This is a genomic window from Cyclobacterium xiamenense (assembly GCF_009467825.1).
GTDB classification, from domain to species: domain Bacteria; phylum Bacteroidota; class Bacteroidia; order Cytophagales; family Cyclobacteriaceae; genus Cyclobacterium; species Cyclobacterium xiamenense.
On the sequence record NZ_WIOK01000006.1, the window covers coordinates 22,631 to 44,341 of the forward strand.

Below are 21,711 nucleotides of genomic sequence, written 5' to 3' on the forward strand. Positions count from 1 at the left end.
GTTGGATTAATGGGTGTGAAAAACTTCCTGATACAATGCTATCTTTTCTTTTATGGCCTCTAGCTCTTCATCGGTCGGGTTTTGGGGATCTTTTGCCGGAGGATAAGCTCCAAACCGAAGTATACATGCCATCAGGAGTATGCGACCCTTGGTGGCGGTTATATTGTGTCCTTCAATAAAAAGGTTATTGGGATTGGTATCCATAAACCCGTCGGCGTTTCCCCGAGCTGCCTTCAGCACTGGAAACCCGTGCAGGGCAGCCAGCTCCAGCGCAGCATCCATCGGGGCAATCATGGAACCATAGGGCGCCATGCCCTCTCCCACAAATCCGGCAAGTGGGTATTTTTTCAGGTTATCGTTGATCCGGGCAAGAATATCTACCTCACTGGAAGGATCGTCGCTTCCATCGTCTTCTGTTTTCCAACGAGCACTCTTGTACAGGGTAACCATGGGCATGGATTCGGGAATGAGTTCTCCATCGGGTCCTTTTACAGCCACGTCTACGGTAGCAATAAGCCCGTTATCCGAAAGCGTAATGCCGGGTACGGATTTTGGAATCCGGCTAAAATTCACCTCGGACTGGTGGGTATGTTTTCTTACCGGAAGAAAGGTAAGTTTCGCCCCGTATCCCATGGAGCCGATCACGCCTCCAAAGCCGCCAGTGACCACGTATCCTCCGGGTTTGGCGTCGCCTTTTTGCACTTCTCTGGAGGAAAAAATGGTCTGATCCTGGATCATGACAGAGCCCACCTTACTGGCGCCGTCATCCCCTGCCCATACCCCGGAAGCGATATATTGAATCCCATCGATGATATTTTGATCCCCATCTGCGCTCACCAGTCCCCGCATGCGCTGTGCGGCATTGAAAACCAGGGGAGATTTGGAATCGATGAGCAGCCCCATCCAATACGCCGTGTTTTCGATACTTGGACTTCCTTCGAGCCAGATGGAGCCATCGTACTCACCCGACGCCATTACGCGCTGTACCATATTGGTAGCCCTGGCTAGTTGCATTCGGTTTTGAGAGGCCCCGTAAGGGCCATAGGTGAAGAAATCCTTTCCCAATGTCTCGGGCGCAATATCCCCTTCTCCGACATCCGTTCGTAGCTCTGCAGGCAACCCTTTGGTATACCCTCCAGCGGGCGCAGGTCTGAAAAAGTCGTAGTCGGCAATTCCATGGATATTTCCTCCCGCACGCTCGATTTCTTCAAATATCCGGGATGCATTGGGATAGAATGTCTGCCTGGACTCAGAAAAAGGAGCCCCCGGATAAGCGGCGGTACCGTCCCAGGGCTGACCATCTGCCTGAACCGCCATGTAGGGCAGGGGGTAAAGCCCGTCTTCCGGCTTTAACGCTATCTTCAATACCGGCTTGTCGGAGGGGTCTTTCCGCGTCTGGCGAAATTTCCCATCTGCGCCGACAAATCCGTCAGGCGCACCGTATAGTTCCCTCACGTCGCTTTCCAGCGGATGGGCCGTGTACATTTCCACGTAGAGCGTGACCGGGGCCGCTAAACGCTGGTAGTACAAGCGGTCGTACGGCAATGGTTCTCCCTGTTCGTTTCTCAGAAGGGGCAGGTCGTTTGCCTCCCTTGCCTTATTGCTGGTGATCAGCGGATAGCTGTTTTGAATGGTCGCAGTGGGCCCGGAGAAAATGGCGATCCTGGGTTTTTCTTGCGAAAAGCCCTCGCCGAGGCACAGTACAAACAAAGCGAGCAATATTCCTATCGGTTTTTTATGAAAGTGGTGAGTGGTTGTCATGGTGGAGGTTGGATTTAGGAAGAATACCAATAGTCAAACGTTCTATTGGTGAATATAGACTTGGGAATCATGCCGTGAACGCCCTCCGTCCGGTCCACTACTTGCGTAATTTCAAAGTCGACGGCTGTACTCGATATGGACATGGCTTCTTCATAGCTAAAGCCAAGATGCTCGTGAATAAATCGAATCGACTCCGCCAGTGCCTGCTTCATGGCTTCATCCAAATCGGGGTTGAGGCCGAAGACGATAAAGTGATCGGGCGTTTCGGCTAGGGGCATGCTGATGGTCTTTTTATGAATGACAAACTCCGCCACCAGAATCATCGATGTCTCGATGGCGGTGCCACTGACCTCACCGTTTCCCTGTGCGCCGTGTGCATCCCCGGTTGTGAAAAGCCCCCCTTCCACCGAGACCGGCAAAGTAAGCGTCGTTCCTTTGATCAGGTGCTTTAAATCCAGGTTGCCTCCGAAAAAATCCGGCGGTATGGAACTTACCCTACCGGTTTCCGGGGGCGGGGAAAGGGCCATGACGCCCATAAAAGGTTTCAAAGGGATTTCCACGCCTGGGAGTAACTCAGCCGACGTTCGCTTCTTGTTGTATTTATACACGAAGCTCTCGCTGTTTTTAATCTCTTGGGGTATGTCCTCTCTCCCGGGTCGTACATGGTTTACCCCGTACTCGCTTCGGAGGATGACATCATGAATTCGGATTTCGATGCTATCGCCCGGCATGGCTCCCTCGATAAAAACCGGTCCGGTAAGCATGTGACCTCTGATGCCGGATGGCTCAGGGGGTACGTTTTTTATGATCTCAACAAGCTCCTTTGCATGGTCATCGTAAGCCAGATTGTTTTCTTTGAAAAAGGATTCCGGGTCCTCCCGCGGAACTCCCGAAGTACTAACGGTATGTATTTCCACAATCTCCCCCTCCTTTACGGTAAGCTTGGGCGGTACATCTGCTCCGAAATAGCCCCAGACCATATTTTCCGGATAGGAGCGCAGCACCTTATCTACCTTTGGCCCTAGCCTTTTGCCAGATTCACGGGTAATTGAGGAGGTTAGTCGATCCTTTCCCGACAACAGGCCGGGCAGGGCGGTGAAGGCAAATGCACCGCCCACAAGCGATTTTTCAATAAACCCCCTTCTTGAATTATTCTTTTCCATTGGTCATTTTTGTTAGTGGTTGTCGTTCAAAAATTAGTGTGTCGGTTGTCAAATCATCGGTCGTCTCCAACCCCCGGATCTACTTTCCAGGTATTGTGCCACGGCCAGGGAAACATCTTCCCGCCAGGGATGGGCTACGCATTGCACCCCTATGGGAAGCGTACCATTTGTGTCACACCTCACCACGGTAACCGGCCATCCGGTGGTATTGTAGGGTCCGCAGTAGCTCGCGCCGGGTTTACTGCTGGTCCACTCGTTTCCAAGACCCTGATCGATTTCCTCAGCGGGAGTAGCCGTTGTCGGACAGAGAATGACGTCGTATTGTTGAAACCATTGAAGCATCTTCGTCCTGTTTTTGTCCTGAAGCGTCAATAATTCAGAATAGCGATCTGCCGAAATGGGGCTCCCGCTGTCGAGCCTGTTTTGAATGGATTCGCTAAGGGTATTGCTTCCATGCAGGTCTCCGGCTCGTTTTAAAAATGCCCAGGCATCCCCCGCAACCAACTCTCGTCGTATTTCCCCCAACTCAGTAAAGATATCCAACGGCATGTCCTCCATCACTTCAGCTCCTGCTTCTTCCATCCATTTGGCAGCCTGACGGACGGTATTTTGTGTTTCCTCGGCCGTCTCTGCAATCAAATTTGAGGGGTAATAGGCGACCTTCAGTCCTTTCATGTCAATGAGTGCCGGATCCGGCCAGGGCATCGGCACCACGGCTGCATCCCGACCATCCGGGCCACTCATCAGCGGAGTGAGCAAAATCAGGTCCTCCACCCGGCGGGCCATTGGTCCTGGCTGTTGCCAGGAATCAAACACGCCCCCGTAATCCACAATGTGTCCGGTACGGGGGCAACGGACGGATGTAGGCTTGATACCCGCTATTCCATTCGTGCTGGAAGGCAACCGCACGCTCCCCCCCCAGTCGGTACCAATATCGAATGCGGCACCCCCCGCTGCAATAATCGACCCCGCTCCGCCACTACTGCCGGAGGTTCCTCGTTTCAGGTCGTAGGGATTCTTGCTTAGCCCATAGATGATGTTCCCTGTCGTTCGCACGCCTCTCATCCCCCCGCCGGCTAGCGTAAACTCTGGTGTATTCGTTTTTCCGAGCAGAATGGCTCCATTTTCTCGCATTCGGGCCAAAACGGTGGCATCCTTTTTACCCACGAAATCAATTCTGCCGAGGGTACCGCCGGTACTGATCACGCCTTCCGCTTCAAAGGAATCTTTGAGCGTCATTGGAATGCCGTGAAGAGGCCCCATGTACTGCTTTTTCCGCAACGCCGCATCCGCGGCTTTGGCTTCATCCATTGCCCGATCGAAACATTGCATCACGACGGCGTTAAGGTGGTAATTCACATCTTCTATTCGATCGATGTAGGCCTGGGTCAGCTCTACGGACGAGACCTTCTTGGTTCGTATCATTTCCGAAAGCTTTACCGTTGACATAAAGATCAACTCGTCCGTTTTATCCGTTGACACCAGGCGCCGGGCAGAAGATTTTTCACTGGCTGCAGCAAGCGTCGAGGTGCTAAGACTCATCGCGGCGGCACTACCCGCGCCTATAAGTGTTAAAAATTTACGACGGGACTGACTGGTTTCGGATTGGGCTGCTTTATATTTTTTCATGGATTAGCATGGTTAAATCGTTGTTCAATTGATTGATGGTTGGTGAAGCCGTCGCGGGAATTGGGATCGGTCACCCGGGAGCGAAGGGCTCCGGTATTACAAATTTTCGGGTTTGGAATAGCCCCCAAATGCATTTTCCAGGACACCGGCAACCGCCAGAACTTTATCTTCCGTCCAGGGCTTACCGACAATCTGAATCCCCAAAGGCAATCCTTCATCGGAAGTACCTGCGCGCACCACTGCTGCCGGCCATCCGGTGGCATTGTATTCGGAGGTGTACCAGTGGCCCGGAAAGCGTTCTGCGTCTACCTTCATGGCGGCAGTGGAAGTAACCGGGCACAGCAAAATGTCGTAATCGTCCATAAATTGGAGCATCTTGCTCTTGAGGGTATCGATCTCTTCTACCAATCTGGAATACACGTCGGCAGATACTGTCTCCCCCGAAATATTCAGATTTGGGGAGATTACCTTGGTCCCGCATTGTTTGATTAAGCGCTTGAGATGGGCTTTCCCATCAGCGCTATTCAGTTCAGAACGTTTTTCAGAAAGTTCTTGAAGCACTGCCGGGCGGTCTGCCACTACGCTTTTCACCGATGATTTAAGGCTTTCGGCGCAGTCTACCACCATCTTTTTGATCTCAGGAATTGGTTCCGCAATGTCATTGGTGGTATAATAGGCGATTCGCAGTTGCGAAAGGTCTACCTCCGCAGGGTCAGCGAGTGGAACGGGACTGATGCTGGCATCCAATTGATCCGGACCAGAAATAATCGAGAGCAACAAGTACAGATCTTCCACTTTTCTCGCCATTGGACCCGGCTGTTGGTAACTTCCGAACCGATCCCCGTAACCCGGTAAATGGCCGGTTTGGGGGATCCGTCCACTCGTTGGTTTGATACTGGCCAGGCCACAGACATGGGCCGGTGCGCGCACACTCCCACCGGAATCGGTGCCGATGTCAAAGTAGGATCCACCCGCTGCCAAAATAGCGGCTGCCCCACCACTACTCCCCGACGGGTGGCGGCTGAGATCGTACGGGTTTAGTGTCTGTCCGTAAATCAGGTTGGTCGTCAGCGAGGACATGGTGAATTCAGGCGTGTTGGTCTTACCCAGTAAAATCGCTCCTTCCTTTTTGAGCCTTGCCACAACGGTAGCATCGGTACCCGGCATGTAATCTTTACGGCCCATGGTGCCGGCAGTCGAAATAATTCCGGAGGTATCGAAGGAATCCTTGATCGTCATGGGTACTCCATGGAGTAAGCCGAGCGGTTTTCCTGCCTTAACGGCTGCATCTGCCGCTTTGGCCTCGAGTAGTGCGCGCTCCCCTGCCACCTGAACCACGGCGTTGATTTTCGGGTTTACCTCTGCAATCCGCTCCAGACAACGGCTTACTACCTCTTCACTGCTGATCTCTTTATTGCGGATCATCTCTGCCACTTTCGTCGCGGACATGTACAGGAGTTCGTCGGTGGCATCGTTCGATGTAAATTCCCTCCGTGGAGGCACGACGCCCTCCGGAAGCAGTTGACCAAAGGCCGGAAGTACCGAGCCCAGTGATCCGATTCCAAGCGTGGCAATAAATTTTCTTCGGTTGTTGGTGGTTTGTTTTTTCATGGGTGTTTGGTTTTAGGTATCTGTGGTCAGCATTAGGTCTTGATGACGGTGCGTATGGGTCCATTTTTTTTAAAAGTGAAACGGCTAAATGGGAGGCATTTTCCATCCTCCTGATTTTTGCTCCAGGTAACTTGCCACAGCAAGTGCCACGTCTTCCCGCCAGGGCTGGGCGACTACCTGTACACCGATTGGCAAGCCTTCGGCATTTTCTCCACAGCGCACGACCGCACCGGGCCATCCACAGGTATTGAACGGTTTGGTATAGCTTTCTCCCGGATTGTCCATGTACTTGGATGACTCGGAGAATCCGCTGTTAATATCCCCCGCAGGCGCGTTCGTCACCGGACAGAGGAGTACATCGTAATCGGAAAACCATTGCAGCATCTTGCTTCGGTTGGCATCTTGCATTTCCAATAGCTTGGTATACCGTGCCGTTGAGATTGTCTCGCCTTGTTCCGACAACCGTTGCCGGAGACTTGCGCCGTAGGTCTTGGATCCGGCGCGCTCTGTTGCTCGTTTGAGCCACTGCCAGCCATCACCGATGATCAAATCACGTCGGATTGTGCCCAACTCGACCAAGAGGTCTCTTGGGCAATCCTCCGTTACGGACAAACTGACTTCTTCCATCCATTTGGCGGCTTTTTGTACCGTGTCCCGCGTGGCTGGATCGGTTCTGGCTATCCCATTTTCCGAGAAAAAAGCAACCCGCAACCCGGCAATATCGACCGTTTTATAATCGGGCCAGGGCATGGGAATCACGGCAGCATCTTTGAAATCCGGGCCTGCCATGAGAGGGGTGAGCAAATCCAGGTCCCTTACAAACCGCGCCATGGGGCCAGGTTGCTGCCAGGCATCGAAAAGCCCTCCATAATCGACAATATGTCCGGTACGGGGGAGCCGTACCGAGGTAGGCTTGATACCAGCTATCCCGTTGGTACCAGAAGGTCCTCTCACGCTGCCTCCCCAGTCGGTACCAATATCAAAGGCTGCTCCTCCTGCGGCCACAATGGCTCCTGCGCCTCCACTACTTCCGGAAGTCGTTTTGTCGAGGTCATAAGGGTTCTTACTGATACCGTAAATAATATTATTGGTGGAATTAACTCCCAATACAGCTCCAATAAGCGTGAATTCGGGGGTATTGGTTTTTCCCAGTAGAATCCCTCCCTGCTGCCGTACCCGGGCGACAACCGTGGCATCTGCATCCGGTACAAAATTCATTTTGCCGATCGTCCCGCCGGTACTTACCACGCCTTCGGTCATGAATGAGTCCTTTATTGTAAGCGGTACGCCATGAAGAGATCCGGTTGAATTCCCTTTGGCTAAGGCCTGATCCGCTTTTTTCGCTTCATCAAGCGCCCGATCAAAACACTCCATGACCACGGCGTTTAACTGGTAATTGACTGCATCAATACGATCGATGTACGCCTGTACCACTTCGAGTGCCGACACTTCCTTTGTTCGGATCATCTCTGCCAGTGCGGTTACGGATTTGTAATGAATTGATGCCGGCTCCGCCTTGGTGCCAAATTCCCGGATCAGCAGGCGTTTATCGAGTCCCTTTGCAATGTTTGGCAGGTACGTAGCCCCGATGGTCCCGACAGCTACTTTTTCTATAAAGGACCGTCTGGAAACCGTTTCAGCGGTCTTTGTTGCGATGTATTTTTTTACCTTATTCATGCATGTATCTTTTGGTATATAGGGGTTTTCGGATAAGATCACATCGCTGGCATTTGCCAACCACCCAGTTCGTCCTCCAGGTATTGGGCGACTGCCAACACCTTGTGATCCTGAAAAGGCTGTCCGACTATTTGAACCCCAATAGGTAAACCGTCTTTGCTTGTTCCGGCTCGTACTACCGCCGCCGGCCAACCGGTGAGGTTAAAAATACCCATGTACCCGTAGGCTTCGGGTGAACTGGCGGATCTTTCAAACACCGTAGGATTGGGGGCAGCACCGTCGAAATGTACCGGGCAAATGAGGATGTCGTATGCCTGCATCCATTGCAGCAGCTTGCTACGACAAGCGTCAAGTTTTTCTACCAACGCGGTAAACTCCCTGGATGGGATCGCGGTGGACGGGTCTGCCAGCCGGAGTAGGGGATGGGTTTGCTTGGTTCCGAATTTTTCGGCCAGCCGATTCACCCATGCCCTGCCATCAGCACTGAAAAGGTCCTGACGCACCTGTTCTGCTTCCTGGAATTGGCTAACAGGCGCATCTTCTTTAAGGCGTATTCCGGCCCCTTCCAATGCCGCAACCGCACCGTTGATTGCCTTTTTGGTCTCCTCCGAGCAGGCCTTCGTGCTGCCGTGTTCGACAAACCAGGCGTACCGCAGGTCCGCTATACGAATACTGTCCGGATCGGTCCAGGGAACCGGGTGAATGGCCGCGTCACGTTGGTCAGGCCCCATGATAATGGGCAAAATTAGTTTCAGGTCTTCTACATACCGGGCCATCGGACCGAGCACCTGATACGCATCAAACAATCCACCATAATCTACAATGTGGCCCGTTCTGGGAACCAGGCCCGTGGTGGGTTTTATCCCGGCGATCCCATTAAAGTGAGCTGGCCCGCGAATACTGCCGCCAAAATCCGATCCGATGTCGAAAGGTGAGCCACCCGCCGCCACAATGGCACCTGCCCCTCCACTACTTCCTCCCGGGCTGTAGCCTTCTTTGTAGGGATTGCTCGTCATGCCGTAGACCAGGTTAGCGGTGGTTCCGGATAGCGTAAATTCGGGGGTGTTGGTTTTTCCCAGGAGAATCGCCCCCTGAGCCCGAAGCCTGGCAACAATCGTGGCATCCTCCGCCGGCATAAACTCTTTTCTTCCCAGCGTTCCGCCAGTACTCACCACGCCTGCGGTTTCCAATGAGTCTTTGATGGTCATGGGTACCCCATGCAATGCGCCCATGGTCCTGCCGGCTGCCAACATCCTATCTGCCTTTTCGGCCTCTTGTAGCGCCCGCTCTTTACAGGTCAGAACCACGGCGTTGATCGCAGGATTCACTTCTTCCATCCGCCGATATACGGCGTTTACAAGCGCTACGGAGGAAATTTCTTTTTCGCGGATCATTTGCGCCAGCTGCACGACCGATGCCGCAGTGACTTCGTCCACGACCCGATTGGGTTGGTAATAAGAAACCGAGTCGTTCTTCCGGGATGTTGGCATAATAGGGGAGGCCATCAACCCTAGCCCCCCCTTACCAAACAACACAAAAGACGAACGTATAAAGTCTCTTCGGTTATTTTTTTTATTAAAAATCATGCGTTTGTCTTTGTTTAAATTGGCAACTTATCGATCCCACCACACGCGGGTCAAAAGATCATCCGAACCTTGTCTGGCCACTGCTTGCTCATAGTTCGCTTTATTCAAATTAATCTCACTAGGTGGGTAACCTTTGCGTCTGGGTATGCCATCGATAACTCCGTCTCTTGCTACTTCCAACTCCGGGTATTGAAGCCGTCTCCATTCACACCAGGACTGAACGCCCTGCATGTAAAAAGAAATCCACTTCTGATTGCCAATGGAACGCATGGGGTTCGTCGTGTCATAGGTAACTGCTTCCTGCGCTAAATAATCGGCAACTGCAGATGGATCCGAAATACCCCACTGCTCCATGGATGCGGTGATCGCCTCTATGTAAAATTCCGAGGGACTGCCGGAAATCCAGCCTCTTTCCGCTGCTTCAGCCTTGATAAACGCAACCTCCGCGTAAGACATAATGGTAAAAACTGAAGTTGGCTGGAGGATAGTTTCGGTATTTGGCCAAGAAACGGCGAAGTCACTGATGGCACTACCGGATGCTCGGTCCAGTCCGACCGGCTGTCCGATGTATCCGCCTCCCAGCGTTTGATTTATTGCAGGATCGGCATATCTTTCCAGTCGCGGATCGTTTAACGATTTGAGCATGTCAACCAGTGTGCTGGCGATTCCGTAATTGGGAACACTCAATTCGTACCGGAAAAACCAAGGATTGTTATTGGGTTGGGATTCTAAAAATTGATAGAAGGCATTGTCGTCAGTTGATGTCATGGGGCCCGCTGCTACCGCCTCGGACAGCGCGGACGCAGCCACATTGGGTGCCACATTTGAAAGCCGGAGTGCTACCCTCATTTTTAGACTATTGGCAAACTTGTACCACTGTTCCATATCCCCTCCAAAAATAATGTCGCCGTCAATCGATCCATCGGCGGCATTGATCATTGCTGCCGCCTCCGACAGTTCCTTAATCAAATCCAAATAGATCGTTTCCTGATCGGTATAGGTGGGTAGGGAAAAAGCATTTCCCTTTAAGGCCTCCTGGTAGGGAACATCCCCCCACACATCGGTAATGTTTTGATAGGCCCAAGCCTTCAGAATCCTTGCCACTGCGATTTGGTTGTGGTTAGGTCCGGACAGCGCCGCATTGACCATGGTCTCTTCGTTGGAATTTAAAAGGATGACTTCTTCCAAATCTCTCAACCCATTGGTGTAAAAGGTTGAAAAATCGCCCTCTACCGTTGCATAAATATCATCAAAACCGCCCCGCAAATTTGCCATCTGCTGCGCATAAATCATGGCGGGAAGCCCGATGCCGTTAAGCTGGTCGTGGTTGCCAAATAGGTCTGCTACTAATTCTCGCTGTGCCCCGGTCAGCAGACTCGAGGTGGGCACTTCCAGCGGCTGGTTGGGATCAATATTTAATTCCTCAAAGCCCTCGGTACAAGCAGCCGACCAAATCAGTAGGCCGCCGAGTAATAGGATGGTAGGTATATTTTTTATCGTTTTCATTTGAGTCATTCTTAGATGTTGGAACATGTCGGTATCAGGCAGATTTTTGAGATAAAATCCGATTTTCCTGTCCAATAAAGTAAATGGATGTTACAGCTTGATGTTGATGTTGAAACCAATCATACGGGGAGCTGGCAACGATGCTCCCTCCAAGCCCTGAACGTTACTTGATCCATAGGCGATTTCCGAGGGATCAATGTGGGGCACGTTGCTGTGCAGCAAGGCCACGTTTCGAGAGAACACGGATACCCGAAGCCCATTGATAAAGAGGTTGCGCAGCATTCCGCTGGGAACGTTATAGCCCAGGCTGATTTCTCGTAATTTGATGTAGGAGGCATCGTATACGGATAATGCATCCAGGCTATACAGTTGCTTCAGGTAGTTCTGTGCTTCCAGGTATACCGTATTGGGCTCCCCATTTTCAAAAACCGCATCCGCTCGGATACCTCCGCCTTCGGACACGGGATTTCTTTTGGGAACTCCCCGGTCATTGTCTCCTACCGACTCAATGAACTGCCCATTGGCAATGCCATTTTGAACGGTTTCCGACCAAAAACTACCCCCTGATTGGAAATCGATCAAGGCACTCAACGTGATCCCGCGGTACGTGAAGGTATTGGAAAAGCCACCCGTTACGTCCGGTAAAATACTGCCGACTACCTCGCCTGGATTCCGAAGATAAAAGCCATTGCTACCAACGATCGGTTTTCCGGTCTCCTCGTGGTAGATGACATTTGGCGTGATAATCGTACCGTAAGGCTGCCCTACCGTGGCATTGACGGAGTTGGTACCGTCTCGTCCACCCAACTCGAAATTATCCTGACCTTCTGCCAGTTCCAGCACCCGATTTCTATTACGCGCCAGGTTCAGGTTTACATCCCAGGAAAAATCATTTCTTTCGATAGGGGTGCCACTCAGCATGACCTCGATGCCTTTGTTTTCCATTTCTCCCGCATTAACGATGAGCGACTGAAAACCCGTGGTCGAGGAAACCGGAAGTGCCAGGATTTGATTGAAGGTATTTACCTTGTAGACCGTAAAATCCAGACCTATTCTATTTTCCAAAAAACGTAAATCCAACCCTGCTTCCAAATTCGACACAATTTCCGGCTTCAGGTTGCTGTTTCTCAAAACGTCATCTACCGTGAACACCGAGGTATTGGCGTAGGGGTCCCCGTTGGCATAGGTGTTGATCAAGCGGTACGGATCCGTGTCATTCCCCACCTGGGCCCAACCCAGACGCATTTTGCCGAAAGAAATGAAATCAGCTCCCGTCATCAGGTTCGAAAAAACGAAACTGCTTGACACGGCGGGGTACAGGTAGGAATTGTTGTCTACCGGTAAAGTAGAAGACCAATCGTTCCGAAGCGAAGCCTCGAGGAACAGGAAATCCCGGTAGCCCAAATTACCGCTTGCGTAAATACTGTGTACCTCTCGTTCGGATTTGAAATCCCGGATTTCTGGCCGCTGGAGGGAGGCTACCAGGTTGTAAAAATTCGGCACACTCAAGCCACCCTGCGTCCGGGTGTAATTATTGGTGAACGTATTTTTCCGGATATTGCCCCCAAAGGTAACTCCCAGACTGAAATCATCCCCGAATTCGGTATTGTACTGGCCGAGAAGCTCGAAATTATCCTCCCGAAAATTGTACAAGTCTTTTTCGTAAGCATTCTGAAGGTAGCCTCCGATTGAAGCCCGGTCTTCGCGCACGTCGGTGTAGAAATCGGTTCGGGCAAACAAGGTTACTGAAAGCTCCGGAAGGATCTGGTAGGAGATGTTGATGTTTCCAAAAACCCGGTCCTTTAAATCGTTATTATAACTCTCGAATAGCGTAAAATAGGGATTGTTGTTGTAGCTCTGTTCCGTGTGCCTCCCCAGTCCTTGTGTATTCCAGGTCATGTGGTAATACCGGTCCGATTGATAATTTCTTAACCGGGCGGGATCAATTTGACGCTGGGTCCAGGCATACCAGTATGTCAACACGTTTACAGGCCGCTCCGGAGACCAGTCGCCCGTTGCGGGCCGACCGAGTGCCTCGGTACGTATGTAGTTAATCTTGGCTCCTGCGGAAAACTTGTCGGTTATTTGCGTATTGGCACTTACCGCAATTGTATTTCTATTGAGCGAACTATTGGGCATGACCCCGGTTTGATCGAGGTTGGTATAGGAAAGTCTGAAAGAGCTCTTATCATCGCCTCCGCTAATGGATACGTTATTTGATAAAGTAACGCCGGTTTCAAAGAAATCTCTGATATTATTGGGAGTAGCCTGCCAGGGTCGCACTTCTCCGTAATTTGGCTCGCCCGGATACATGCTGTCCCAATGCCTTACGGGCGTTCCGTCAAAACGAGGTCCCCAACTGTTGTTGGCATTCGTATTGACCACTTTATAAGTCAGTCCATCCAGCGGATCCACGACTTCCTCAAAATCCAAAGAAAATCCTCCGCCGTACTCATTTTGCATTTCCGGCAATAAAAATACGTTGCTAACCATCGTGGAGGAATTGATGCTAACGCCGATACCCTTGTTTTTTGCACCGCTCTTCGTTGTGATAAGGATGACGCCATTTGAAGCCCTGGACCCGTACAATGCGGAAGCACTTGGTCCCTTCAGCACCGAAATGGACTCCACATCGTCGGGGTTAATATCCTGAGCCGCATTCCCATAATCCCGACCCCCATTTCCTGACACCTGATCCGTGGAGTTGTAGTTGGAGTTATCGATCGGAGTACCATCCACCACGAAGAGCGGTTGGTTATTGCCGGAAATGGAATTGATTCCCCGTATGGTGATACGTGAGGAACCGCCAATATTGCCGGAGGAATTCGATATCTGAACACCGGCAATTTTACCTGTAAGCGAATTGACGATATTGGTTTCCTTGGCTTCATCCAAGCCACGGGTATCCACCTGCTGTACGGTATAACCCAGGGCACGTTCGTCTCGTTTAACGCCCAATGCAGTCACCACTACTTCGGAAAGTGCCGTTTCTTCCGGCGTCAGTGAAATCGTTATTTCACTTTGGTTACCGATAGCGACTTCTTTTTTGTTGTAGCCAATAAACGAAACTTCCAATTCCTTTTCTGATTCGGACAGGGTCAGGGAAAATTCCCCGTTTATGTCCGTCGCCGCTCCTTTGGTGGTACCTTTTACGAGCACGCTGGCTCCTGGAATCGACATTGCGTTTTCATCAACTACCTTGCCTTTCACTGTCAGACTTTGCGCCTGAACCGAACCAAGGGATAAAAAACCGATTAGCAAGACCAACCAGATAAACGAGTTCCTCCCACCGGAACGCCGTTCCGGGGCATGTGTAAAATTTTTCATGATGTTGTTAGTGGTTAAGTAGTGAAAATAATCTACCCCTACGCGTACAGAGATCCTAATTCAGTATGCGGGTAGCAAATATTCAAATGGTTACTTTGGGGGAAGGTTATTCTAAGGGATACTATCTTGGGCGCATGTTGGGATGTGGCGCTTCACCAATGGCCTCAAACAAATAAGGCCCTGATTGGAACACCATTCAGAATGTTGGGTTGAATTTGTCAGCTGCTAACGTCTTCGGAACCAAATATATATGCCGACCCTGTAATAACAAAGAAATCCCAATATTATTTTTTTAAACTAATAGGCAAAAATATAGTTAAAAATAATATTTTAAGACATTTTCATATACTTTAAATTTACATTATTAAACTTCTAAATCTTTTTATTACTATTTTTACTATATTTAAATCAATTAAAATTTCATTCGATTATATTTACACTGGTGCATTCTATGGCTATTTTACAAACCTGTTTTTTTATTTTATACAAATTTTTTACGTATAGTCATTAATTTTAAAACCTATTTTTTTGATTCTATTTATTTTTATTGATTTTGCAGGTAATTTATTAACTAATAATAGGCTAAAAATCTTTTTTTCTAATTTTGGCGCATAAGAACGTTTTTTATTTCTTATTTCTTCATATTTCAAAATTTAAATTGATCGAAAGGCCATTATGTTTTTCAATACCTACCTATTTTACTTTCAAAACTATTTTTTAGGACGATAACAGCCTGAGGGTTCATTACCACTGTGCCTTGCCTTAATCTTGTCCCGTATGGTTCAATCCATGCGCTTGACAGCTTCCGCAAAATGCAGGTTTCGGACCGCTATACACCGCTAAAAAAGCAAAAAATCCCCGTTGAGCAAGCTCGGCAGGGTTAAAGAGGGTACCTGCGCTCCGGAAGAAAAATCACACATGCATAAATGCTACAGCGATGCACCAATTCGCGGAGCCGATAAGGACAGGGCTTGGCAATAACAACCAGGAAAGAAATCACAGATTGCGGAAAAGGAAATTTTGTTTTACCAGGGAGACCAACCTGTATTACGAAGAGCAAAAAAAGAGGAGCGTTACCGGCTCCTCTTATTGCTTAGGGGTAGATTTACTCTTTTTGACTCCAGTGTTTGTTAAGGCGGGGGATACTTTTGGGGAGACTCAGCTCCGTTCGTCGGTTTAGCTGGTGCATCTCGGGAGTACATGGAACCTCCTCGCAATCGTTTACCGGCTTGTCCTTTCCAAAAAATTCATAGACCAGCCGCTCCGACGCGATCCCTTTCCCTTCCAGGTAGTTTTTGACCACCAGTGCCCGCCTTTCGGACAAGGCTTCATTGTAGGCTGCCGAGCCCCTGCTGTCTGTATGACCAGTGATTGCTAATCGTCGGTTCAGCATGGCTCTCAACATCAATGCGACGCGTTCCAGAGCCATTTTATCCTGCAAGGAAAGTGCTGCTTCATCAAAACCGAAATAAATGGTAGGCAACGCTTCCGGTAGCTGAATGGTGCTCACATCACATAAATCAATTCCTCGCATTTCGGGAGGTACCGGGTACGATTTCCCTACTTCGGGAAAGGCTTCTAACAATAGTTCGGTACGACGGTCTAACTGATAATTTTCTTCGGAACAGGGAACACCTTCCCCGCAATCGGAGGTCAGTTCGGTTTCACCTAACCACTCTGCCTGAATGCGGGACCTTGCGATGCCGTACTTGCTCAGGTAATCGCGTACCGCATCCGCCCGCTTTTCACTCAACACCTCGTTGTAGGCGTCGTTTGCTCGCGCATCGGTATGGGAGCGGACCACGATATTCAGAAAAGAATACGATGTCAATAACTCGGCAATTCTATCCAAGGGCGCTTCCGCATCCTCCCGAATTTCAGATTGGTCCAGGTTGTAATACACCAAATCCACATACACCGCGGTCCTATAGGGTATTTTCACCAACTGATAAGTTTTCTCGAGTTTTCCATCGCTCATTCCTTTGCTGGAAAGACTTTTGTCCTCCAGGGCAAAATACCCGTCTTTTTTAATGGAAATTTCCTGATTTTGCTCCGGGCTGATGGTAGCCCGAATCACTCCGCCACCATCTTGTTCCACCGCAACGGTCCGTTTTTCGCTGCCTTCCGTCAATTGTACCTCCAGGGGACCGGAAACGGCTGTTCCGTCGCAAGCCAATACCTGTGCCACGAAATCCATATCCAGGGTCTCCAATTCAAACACATCGTCCAAACCGGTGCTTCCGGGGCGATTGGAAGAAATCACCACCGAATGATCGTCCGTCTCAAAAAAAGCAAAATCGTCCTGTGGAGAATTGTACGGCAGTCCCATATTTTTAACACCCAGGAATTCGTTTCCTTTCCTGTCCGATACAAAAATATCCAACCCTCCCAGGCCTATGTGCCCATCGGAAGCAAAATAAAAGCTTCCGTTTTGCATGAACGGGTCGATCTCGTTCCCGGCGGTATTGATTAGCGGACCCAAATTAACCGGCTGCCCAAATGTAAACGCCTCATCGAATTCCATGTAGTACAAATCGTATTCCCCATAGCCCCCGGGCATGTTGGATGAAAAATACAAGCGGTTTTGGGATTCGTCTACAAAGGGGCTTTTCAAGCCATATTCCAGGGGAGCATTGATCGGAAGCCCGACAAAATCCACCGGGTTACCGGAGGCGTCAAGCTGGCTGTAATATATTTCCGGTTGTACCTCGTAATCATTGGATTTCCTTATATCCCGGGTTACGGTGTAAAAAATCAGGTCCTTGTCTGCGAGCGGATAGGGATCACTGGCGTGAAACACACCCGGGACCGGTGGTTCAAAAAGCGAAACTTTGCCGTCTTCATCCACGGAATAAATGTTCAGGAAATTACGCCCGGTCCAATCCGATGTTTTCGAATAGTACGTGTAGCTTTTGTCGATCCGCAATCCGCTTTTTTTACGCTCTCCTGCCTCCCCTCTATCTGAGGAAAAGTAGGTGCGCCCATTCGCTGATTTTACCCAGCCAAAATCGGTGCTGGAACTATTGATACTTTGAACACGCTTTACACGGGTATTTCCGGCGGCGTCGTACCAGACTTTCAGCGAGTCCAGATTCAGGTTTCGAAGTGCTTCGGGCTTGCTTGTCCCCATCGAATCCAAGGCTGCGAACACCGCTTCCGTGTCGCCGGCCTGATTGGCAGCAGCAATGTATGCCAGCCGATCCTGTTGCAAGGCCTCGGGATAGGCCACCGCTCTTTTCCACCAGTCGTATGCGCGGGAGTAATCCCGCATCTTGTCGTAGGCAATCGCTGCACCCTTTGCAGCCTGGTAGGATGGTTTTTTGCCAAAGTCCTCTGCGTATCCCTTTCCCGCTTCAAAATAATTTTCTTCCGTCGCCTTCCTGTCTGCATAGCGCAACAAGCCCCGTTGGGCCAGGGAAGGAGGGATGGATAGCAGCGACAAAAGAACTATCGGTAGCAGCAGGTAGGTAGAAATCTTTTTCATAATCAGAACCATCTAGGGTTGTTCATGTTCACTTTCCTTGGGGAAATGTAGTAGCCAAGGGAAAACTCGTGGGAATTGTTCCGAAGCCCGCTGAAGGCGTTGGTTTGCACGTCATAGGCGTAACCCAGTCTGAATTTTTCTGTTGCAAATAGTTCCAGTATCAAGGCTATGGCGTTTCTGGCAGTCAGGCCATCGGGCAATTGGTCCTGTCCCCATTTGACATTGGTACGGTAGGAAGCGCCTGCCCAAATCCGGTCCATGAATAAAAACATTCCGTTCAAATCCAGATTGGTTGGTCCCCTGCCTCCATTTCTAACCAGAAAAGAAGGTTTGAACTGCACCGCGTCTGAAAGTGGCACCAATCCTCCCGCGGTAAGGTAATAGTGTACGTTGTGGTAAGCCAATGCAACCGCTTCGGATTCCAGGGAATTTCTCCCAATCAAATTGTACGCACTAAACCCCGCATAAAAAGAGGGTGTATGAAAAAATATACCCGTATTCAAGTTGGGGGTAAAAAGGTTAATTCGACCCTCTGGGATTTCGGAATCATCAAAATCATTCGGGTTAAACATCGCACCGTCAATGGCGTATTCGGATACACCGGCGCTGATTCCAAAGCCCAAAAAGGACGCCTGCCCTGTCTGAATGCGATACGCATAGCTGAGCAAACCCGAATTGGTCCTGGCTGGCCCCATTTCATCGGATAGAATGGCGACACCGAAACCCATCAGGCCCTCGTTTGCACTCAGGTCTGCAGTGACGGTGAAGGTAGTAGGTGCACCCGGCAAGCCTGCCCATTGGTTGCGGTAGGTGGATTGAATGTAGTGCTCTCCCTTGTAGCCGGCATAGGCAGGGTTTACGTGCAATCCATTAAACATGTACTGACTAAACTGTGGCAATTGCTGTGCAGAAAGCTCCCCTGCCAGCAGGAATGCCATTATTGCCACAAACCTTCCTACACTATAACTATTTTTCATCGAATTCGAATTTAAATCCAGCCAATAAATACAACGCTTCTATTTCACTACTTGCACCCAGCCTTTATACGTTTGGCTTTCACCAGCGCGATCGGTAATCACCACTACATAAAAATAGGACCCGGCATTGAGTCCGTCGGCCGCCCAATCGTTTTGGTAATCATCGGAGACATATACATGATCGCCGTTTCTATTCAGAATTGTCAGCGAACTTTGAGCGAAGCGCTCAATTCCTCGAATTTCAAAGGTGTCGTTTTTCCCATCGGCATTTCCTGGTGTAATGACGTTCGGAATAAAGAATGGATTGACCTGATTGGTATCGGTATCCTCCTGCTGTGTGGAAGTATTCTCCTGATCCTCCGGAACCTGCACCCGAACGGTGTTGGTAATCGACCCGACTTGTGTGGCCTGTACCCGAATGGTATACACCTGCGACACCCCTGCACCAAGGGTCGGTATGGTCCAGGTAACCGTATTTCCCGATACCAGTGCTTCGGCATCCCCTGTAAAATCAAGGTATACCAGACCGGTCGGTAACTCATCCACTAGGGTGATGTTCTCTCCCGTACTGGTACCGTTGTTCGTTACTCGAATTTCGTAATCAAATTCGTTCCCCTCGTACAGCGATGCTCCAAGCGACGTCTTTTCTACGCTGATATCCACCGGCCGTGCCAAAATCGTAACCGGAACCGCCTGAACCATGTCCATGTACGCTCCGATTTCAATGGAAGCGGAATTGACCTGTGGCCCTAAACCAATGCCCATTAGTAGCAAATCGATCTCCGTGGAGGTACCGGCTGGTATCGTTTCCAGCAACCAGGTGGTCCCTTCCTGCGCCTCCGGATCCGAACTAAGGAGCATCAAGCCGTCGGGAAGCATGTCTTCCACCTGCACGTCCGCTAAATCAAACGCCGAGTTGTTCGTAAGCGTGAGCGTGTAGCTGACCAGCCCGCCGATTGGAAGTGTTGTGAGGTTTGGCACCTTTGAAACCTCAAATAAAATAGGCCGTACGGTGAGCGAAACCAGCGCCTGATCACAAAACTGCCGGTCTGTATTTTCACAAATCTCGTAAGTAAAACTATCGGCTCCGGAAAAATTAGACCCGGGGGTGTAAGTAAGCGTACCGTCCGCATTTTGGTCCAGGGAACCGTTTTCCGGCCCCTCCAAAATTTCCAGCGTCTCCACTAATAATTCACCCGTATTGATGAAATCATTCGCTAGTACATCCAGCACGATTGCCTGGTTTTGATTGGTGGTAAATGCATCGTCGTTCGCTTCCAATTGAATGTCTAGCAGGGTAAAACGAATGACTCCCTGATCGGTATTGCCCGGGTTAATGACTTCCTGGATTTCGTATACCAATTCGTAGGACCCATTGGGCAAGCCAGCAGGGAGTGACAATTCCCCATCGGCGGACAAGGTAAGACCGGACAAACCGTCCGCATCCAATAGGCTCACCTGCACCCTTCCCTCTGGAATTGCTTCCCCATTGAGCAGGTCGTTATCCAAAACATTTCCAATTGGGCCGGCACGATTCAGGTTTACATCGCCGTAATCATCGTCTACCGCTGAAAGCAGGGTAGGCGCCACCCGGATGGTAGCCGTTGCCTGATCGCATTTTGCCGGATCGGCGGCATCGCAGATCTGGTACACCAATAGGTACTCGCCGGCAGGTAGCCCCTCATCGATATCAATGGATCCGTCGTCGGTCAGCTGAATAAACCCAGCGGAGTTATTACTGATGGTTGTTAGGTTTACATTTTCAATCAAGGCCGGTAAGCCATTGAGCAAATCGTTTTCTAATACGTTTACCACGCTGTCCCGGGAAAAACTATCGGCTACTTCTACTGCATCGTCAAAGGCTTCTGGCTTGTACTCGATTACTTCTATACGAACTTCCGCATCGTCCGAATCTTGTCCGGCCGTTAGTTGATACCGCAACGTGTACACTCCGGGAGGCGTATTCGGCGGAACATCCACTGTTCCGTCCGGATTTAATGTAGCCGTTCCAGCCGGAAAATCTTCCAAAATGCTTAGTTGGATATCGATTGGGTTGAGCGGCGCACCGTTTAGCTCATCGTTATCAAAAATATTCAACACGGCCTCCCCACCAAGCTCGCTGTTTACCCGTTCGGCCAGGTCGGGCCTGGCGGAAATTGCATTCACAAAAAAGACCAACTTTCCATCCGGCTCATTGACCGCAACAATACGAATCCCAAAGATCGGCTCCTCAGAAGCGAAAAGAGCGGGGGAAAATAGCACCATTTCCTGGGCTTGGGAGGGTTCATTACTTACATGGTTGATACCAGTTTGCCACTGAAAGCCCCTTACCTCAATGACATTGGCTCCTTCTATTGGTTCCCCATCCCTGCCCAGTGCGATAAAATCAGTCGGTGAGTTCCCGTCCCGCTCCGTGTACAACAGGTAACCGGAGGTAACCACCGGATCCCGATAGATCAGGTCAACAAATGGATCTCCTCTGGGAATGGAGGGCTGTGAATTGATGTCCCAGTAAGACCGAATGTCCGGGGTTGATACAACTTCTTCCAGGTTATCGAAAAATGCCGGATCCCGGTGAGAAATAATCACATTCGTTGAACGAACAATCTGGATAGCAGATGGTCTGATTTCGTTGCTTCCAATAGCCGCATTCGGATTGGCCACAGACGGTCTTCGGGTCGTCGCAAAAATTACCCGTCCATCTTCCAGGCGAATGCCACTGACGATCACGGGCACATCCTCCGGACTTGGGTTCTGGTTCCCTTCAGGGGCGTTTTGTACCAGTTCCTGCCCATCAATGAGGTAGGTCACCTGTTCCATGCGAATAAGGTTTTCCGTCCCATTCACGGTCACTACCTGTCCATAAAGCGGAGCAGTTCCGAGGAAGAAAATCACCCCCAAAACCGAAAAAACCATCCGCAAGTAGGAAAAATCATGCAGGGAATGATTTTTAATTAACACTAATTTTTTCATATACCCTTTCTATTAAA

Annotated in this window: 11 protein-coding genes; all 11 read right to left on the bottom strand. The window is 50.1% G+C overall.

Annotated features, from left to right (window positions below; translation table 11 throughout):
* Positions 1 to 6: 6 nt before the first annotated feature.
* A complete protein-coding gene (locus GCU44_RS05895) occupies positions 7 to 1,761 on the bottom strand; it encodes an asparaginase domain-containing protein (RefSeq protein ID WP_206670810.1) in 1,755 nt (584 codons plus the stop codon).
* Positions 1,762 to 1,775: 14 nt separating this feature from the next.
* A complete protein-coding gene (locus GCU44_RS05900) occupies positions 1,776 to 2,924 on the bottom strand; it encodes an acetamidase/formamidase family protein (protein WP_154855055.1) in 1,149 nt (382 codons plus the stop codon).
* A gap of 48 nt (positions 2,925 to 2,972) precedes the next feature.
* Positions 2,973 to 4,553 (bottom strand): amidase, encoded by a 1,581-nt coding sequence (locus GCU44_RS05905; RefSeq protein ID WP_154855057.1) that lies wholly within the window; start codon positions 4,551 to 4,553, stop codon positions 2,973 to 2,975.
* A 96-nt stretch (positions 4,554 to 4,649) separates the two neighbouring features.
* The gene (locus tag GCU44_RS05910; RefSeq protein WP_092171545.1) at positions 4,650 to 6,164 is read right to left on the bottom strand and encodes an amidase; all 1,515 of its coding nucleotides are present in this window, start codon (positions 6,162 to 6,164) and stop codon (positions 4,650 to 4,652) included.
* Positions 6,165 to 6,248: 84 nt separating this feature from the next.
* Positions 6,249 to 7,841: an amidase gene (locus GCU44_RS05915; RefSeq protein ID WP_154855059.1), complete on the bottom strand. Its 1,593-nt coding sequence runs from the start codon at positions 7,839 to 7,841 to the stop codon at positions 6,249 to 6,251.
* Positions 7,842 to 7,879: 38 nt separating this feature from the next.
* Positions 7,880 to 9,427, bottom strand: a complete 1,548-nt coding sequence (locus tag GCU44_RS05920) for an amidase (RefSeq protein ID WP_154855061.1) — start codon at positions 9,425 to 9,427, stop codon at positions 7,880 to 7,882.
* Between the two features lie 27 nt (positions 9,428 to 9,454).
* The gene (locus tag GCU44_RS05925) at positions 9,455 to 10,933 is read right to left on the bottom strand and encodes a SusD/RagB family nutrient-binding outer membrane lipoprotein (protein ID WP_161993900.1); all 1,479 of its coding nucleotides are present in this window, start codon (positions 10,931 to 10,933) and stop codon (positions 9,455 to 9,457) included.
* A 90-nt stretch (positions 10,934 to 11,023) separates the two neighbouring features.
* On the bottom strand, positions 11,024 to 14,260 hold the full coding sequence (locus tag GCU44_RS05930; protein WP_154855065.1) for a SusC/RagA family TonB-linked outer membrane protein: 3,237 nt from the start codon (positions 14,258 to 14,260) through the stop codon (positions 11,024 to 11,026).
* Between the two features lie 1,105 nt (positions 14,261 to 15,365).
* On the bottom strand, positions 15,366 to 17,744 hold the full coding sequence (locus tag GCU44_RS05935) for an OmpA family protein (protein ID WP_161993901.1): 2,379 nt from the start codon (positions 17,742 to 17,744) through the stop codon (positions 15,366 to 15,368).
* 2 nt (positions 17,745 to 17,746) lie between these two features.
* Entirely contained in the window at positions 17,747 to 18,721 is a 975-nt protein-coding gene (locus tag GCU44_RS05940; protein ID WP_154855069.1) for a PorP/SprF family type IX secretion system membrane protein, read from the bottom strand.
* Between the two features lie 39 nt (positions 18,722 to 18,760).
* On the bottom strand, positions 18,761 to 21,694 hold the full coding sequence (locus GCU44_RS05945) for a T9SS type B sorting domain-containing protein (protein ID WP_154855071.1): 2,934 nt from the start codon (positions 21,692 to 21,694) through the stop codon (positions 18,761 to 18,763).
* Between the last annotated feature and the right edge of the window lie 17 nt (positions 21,695 to 21,711).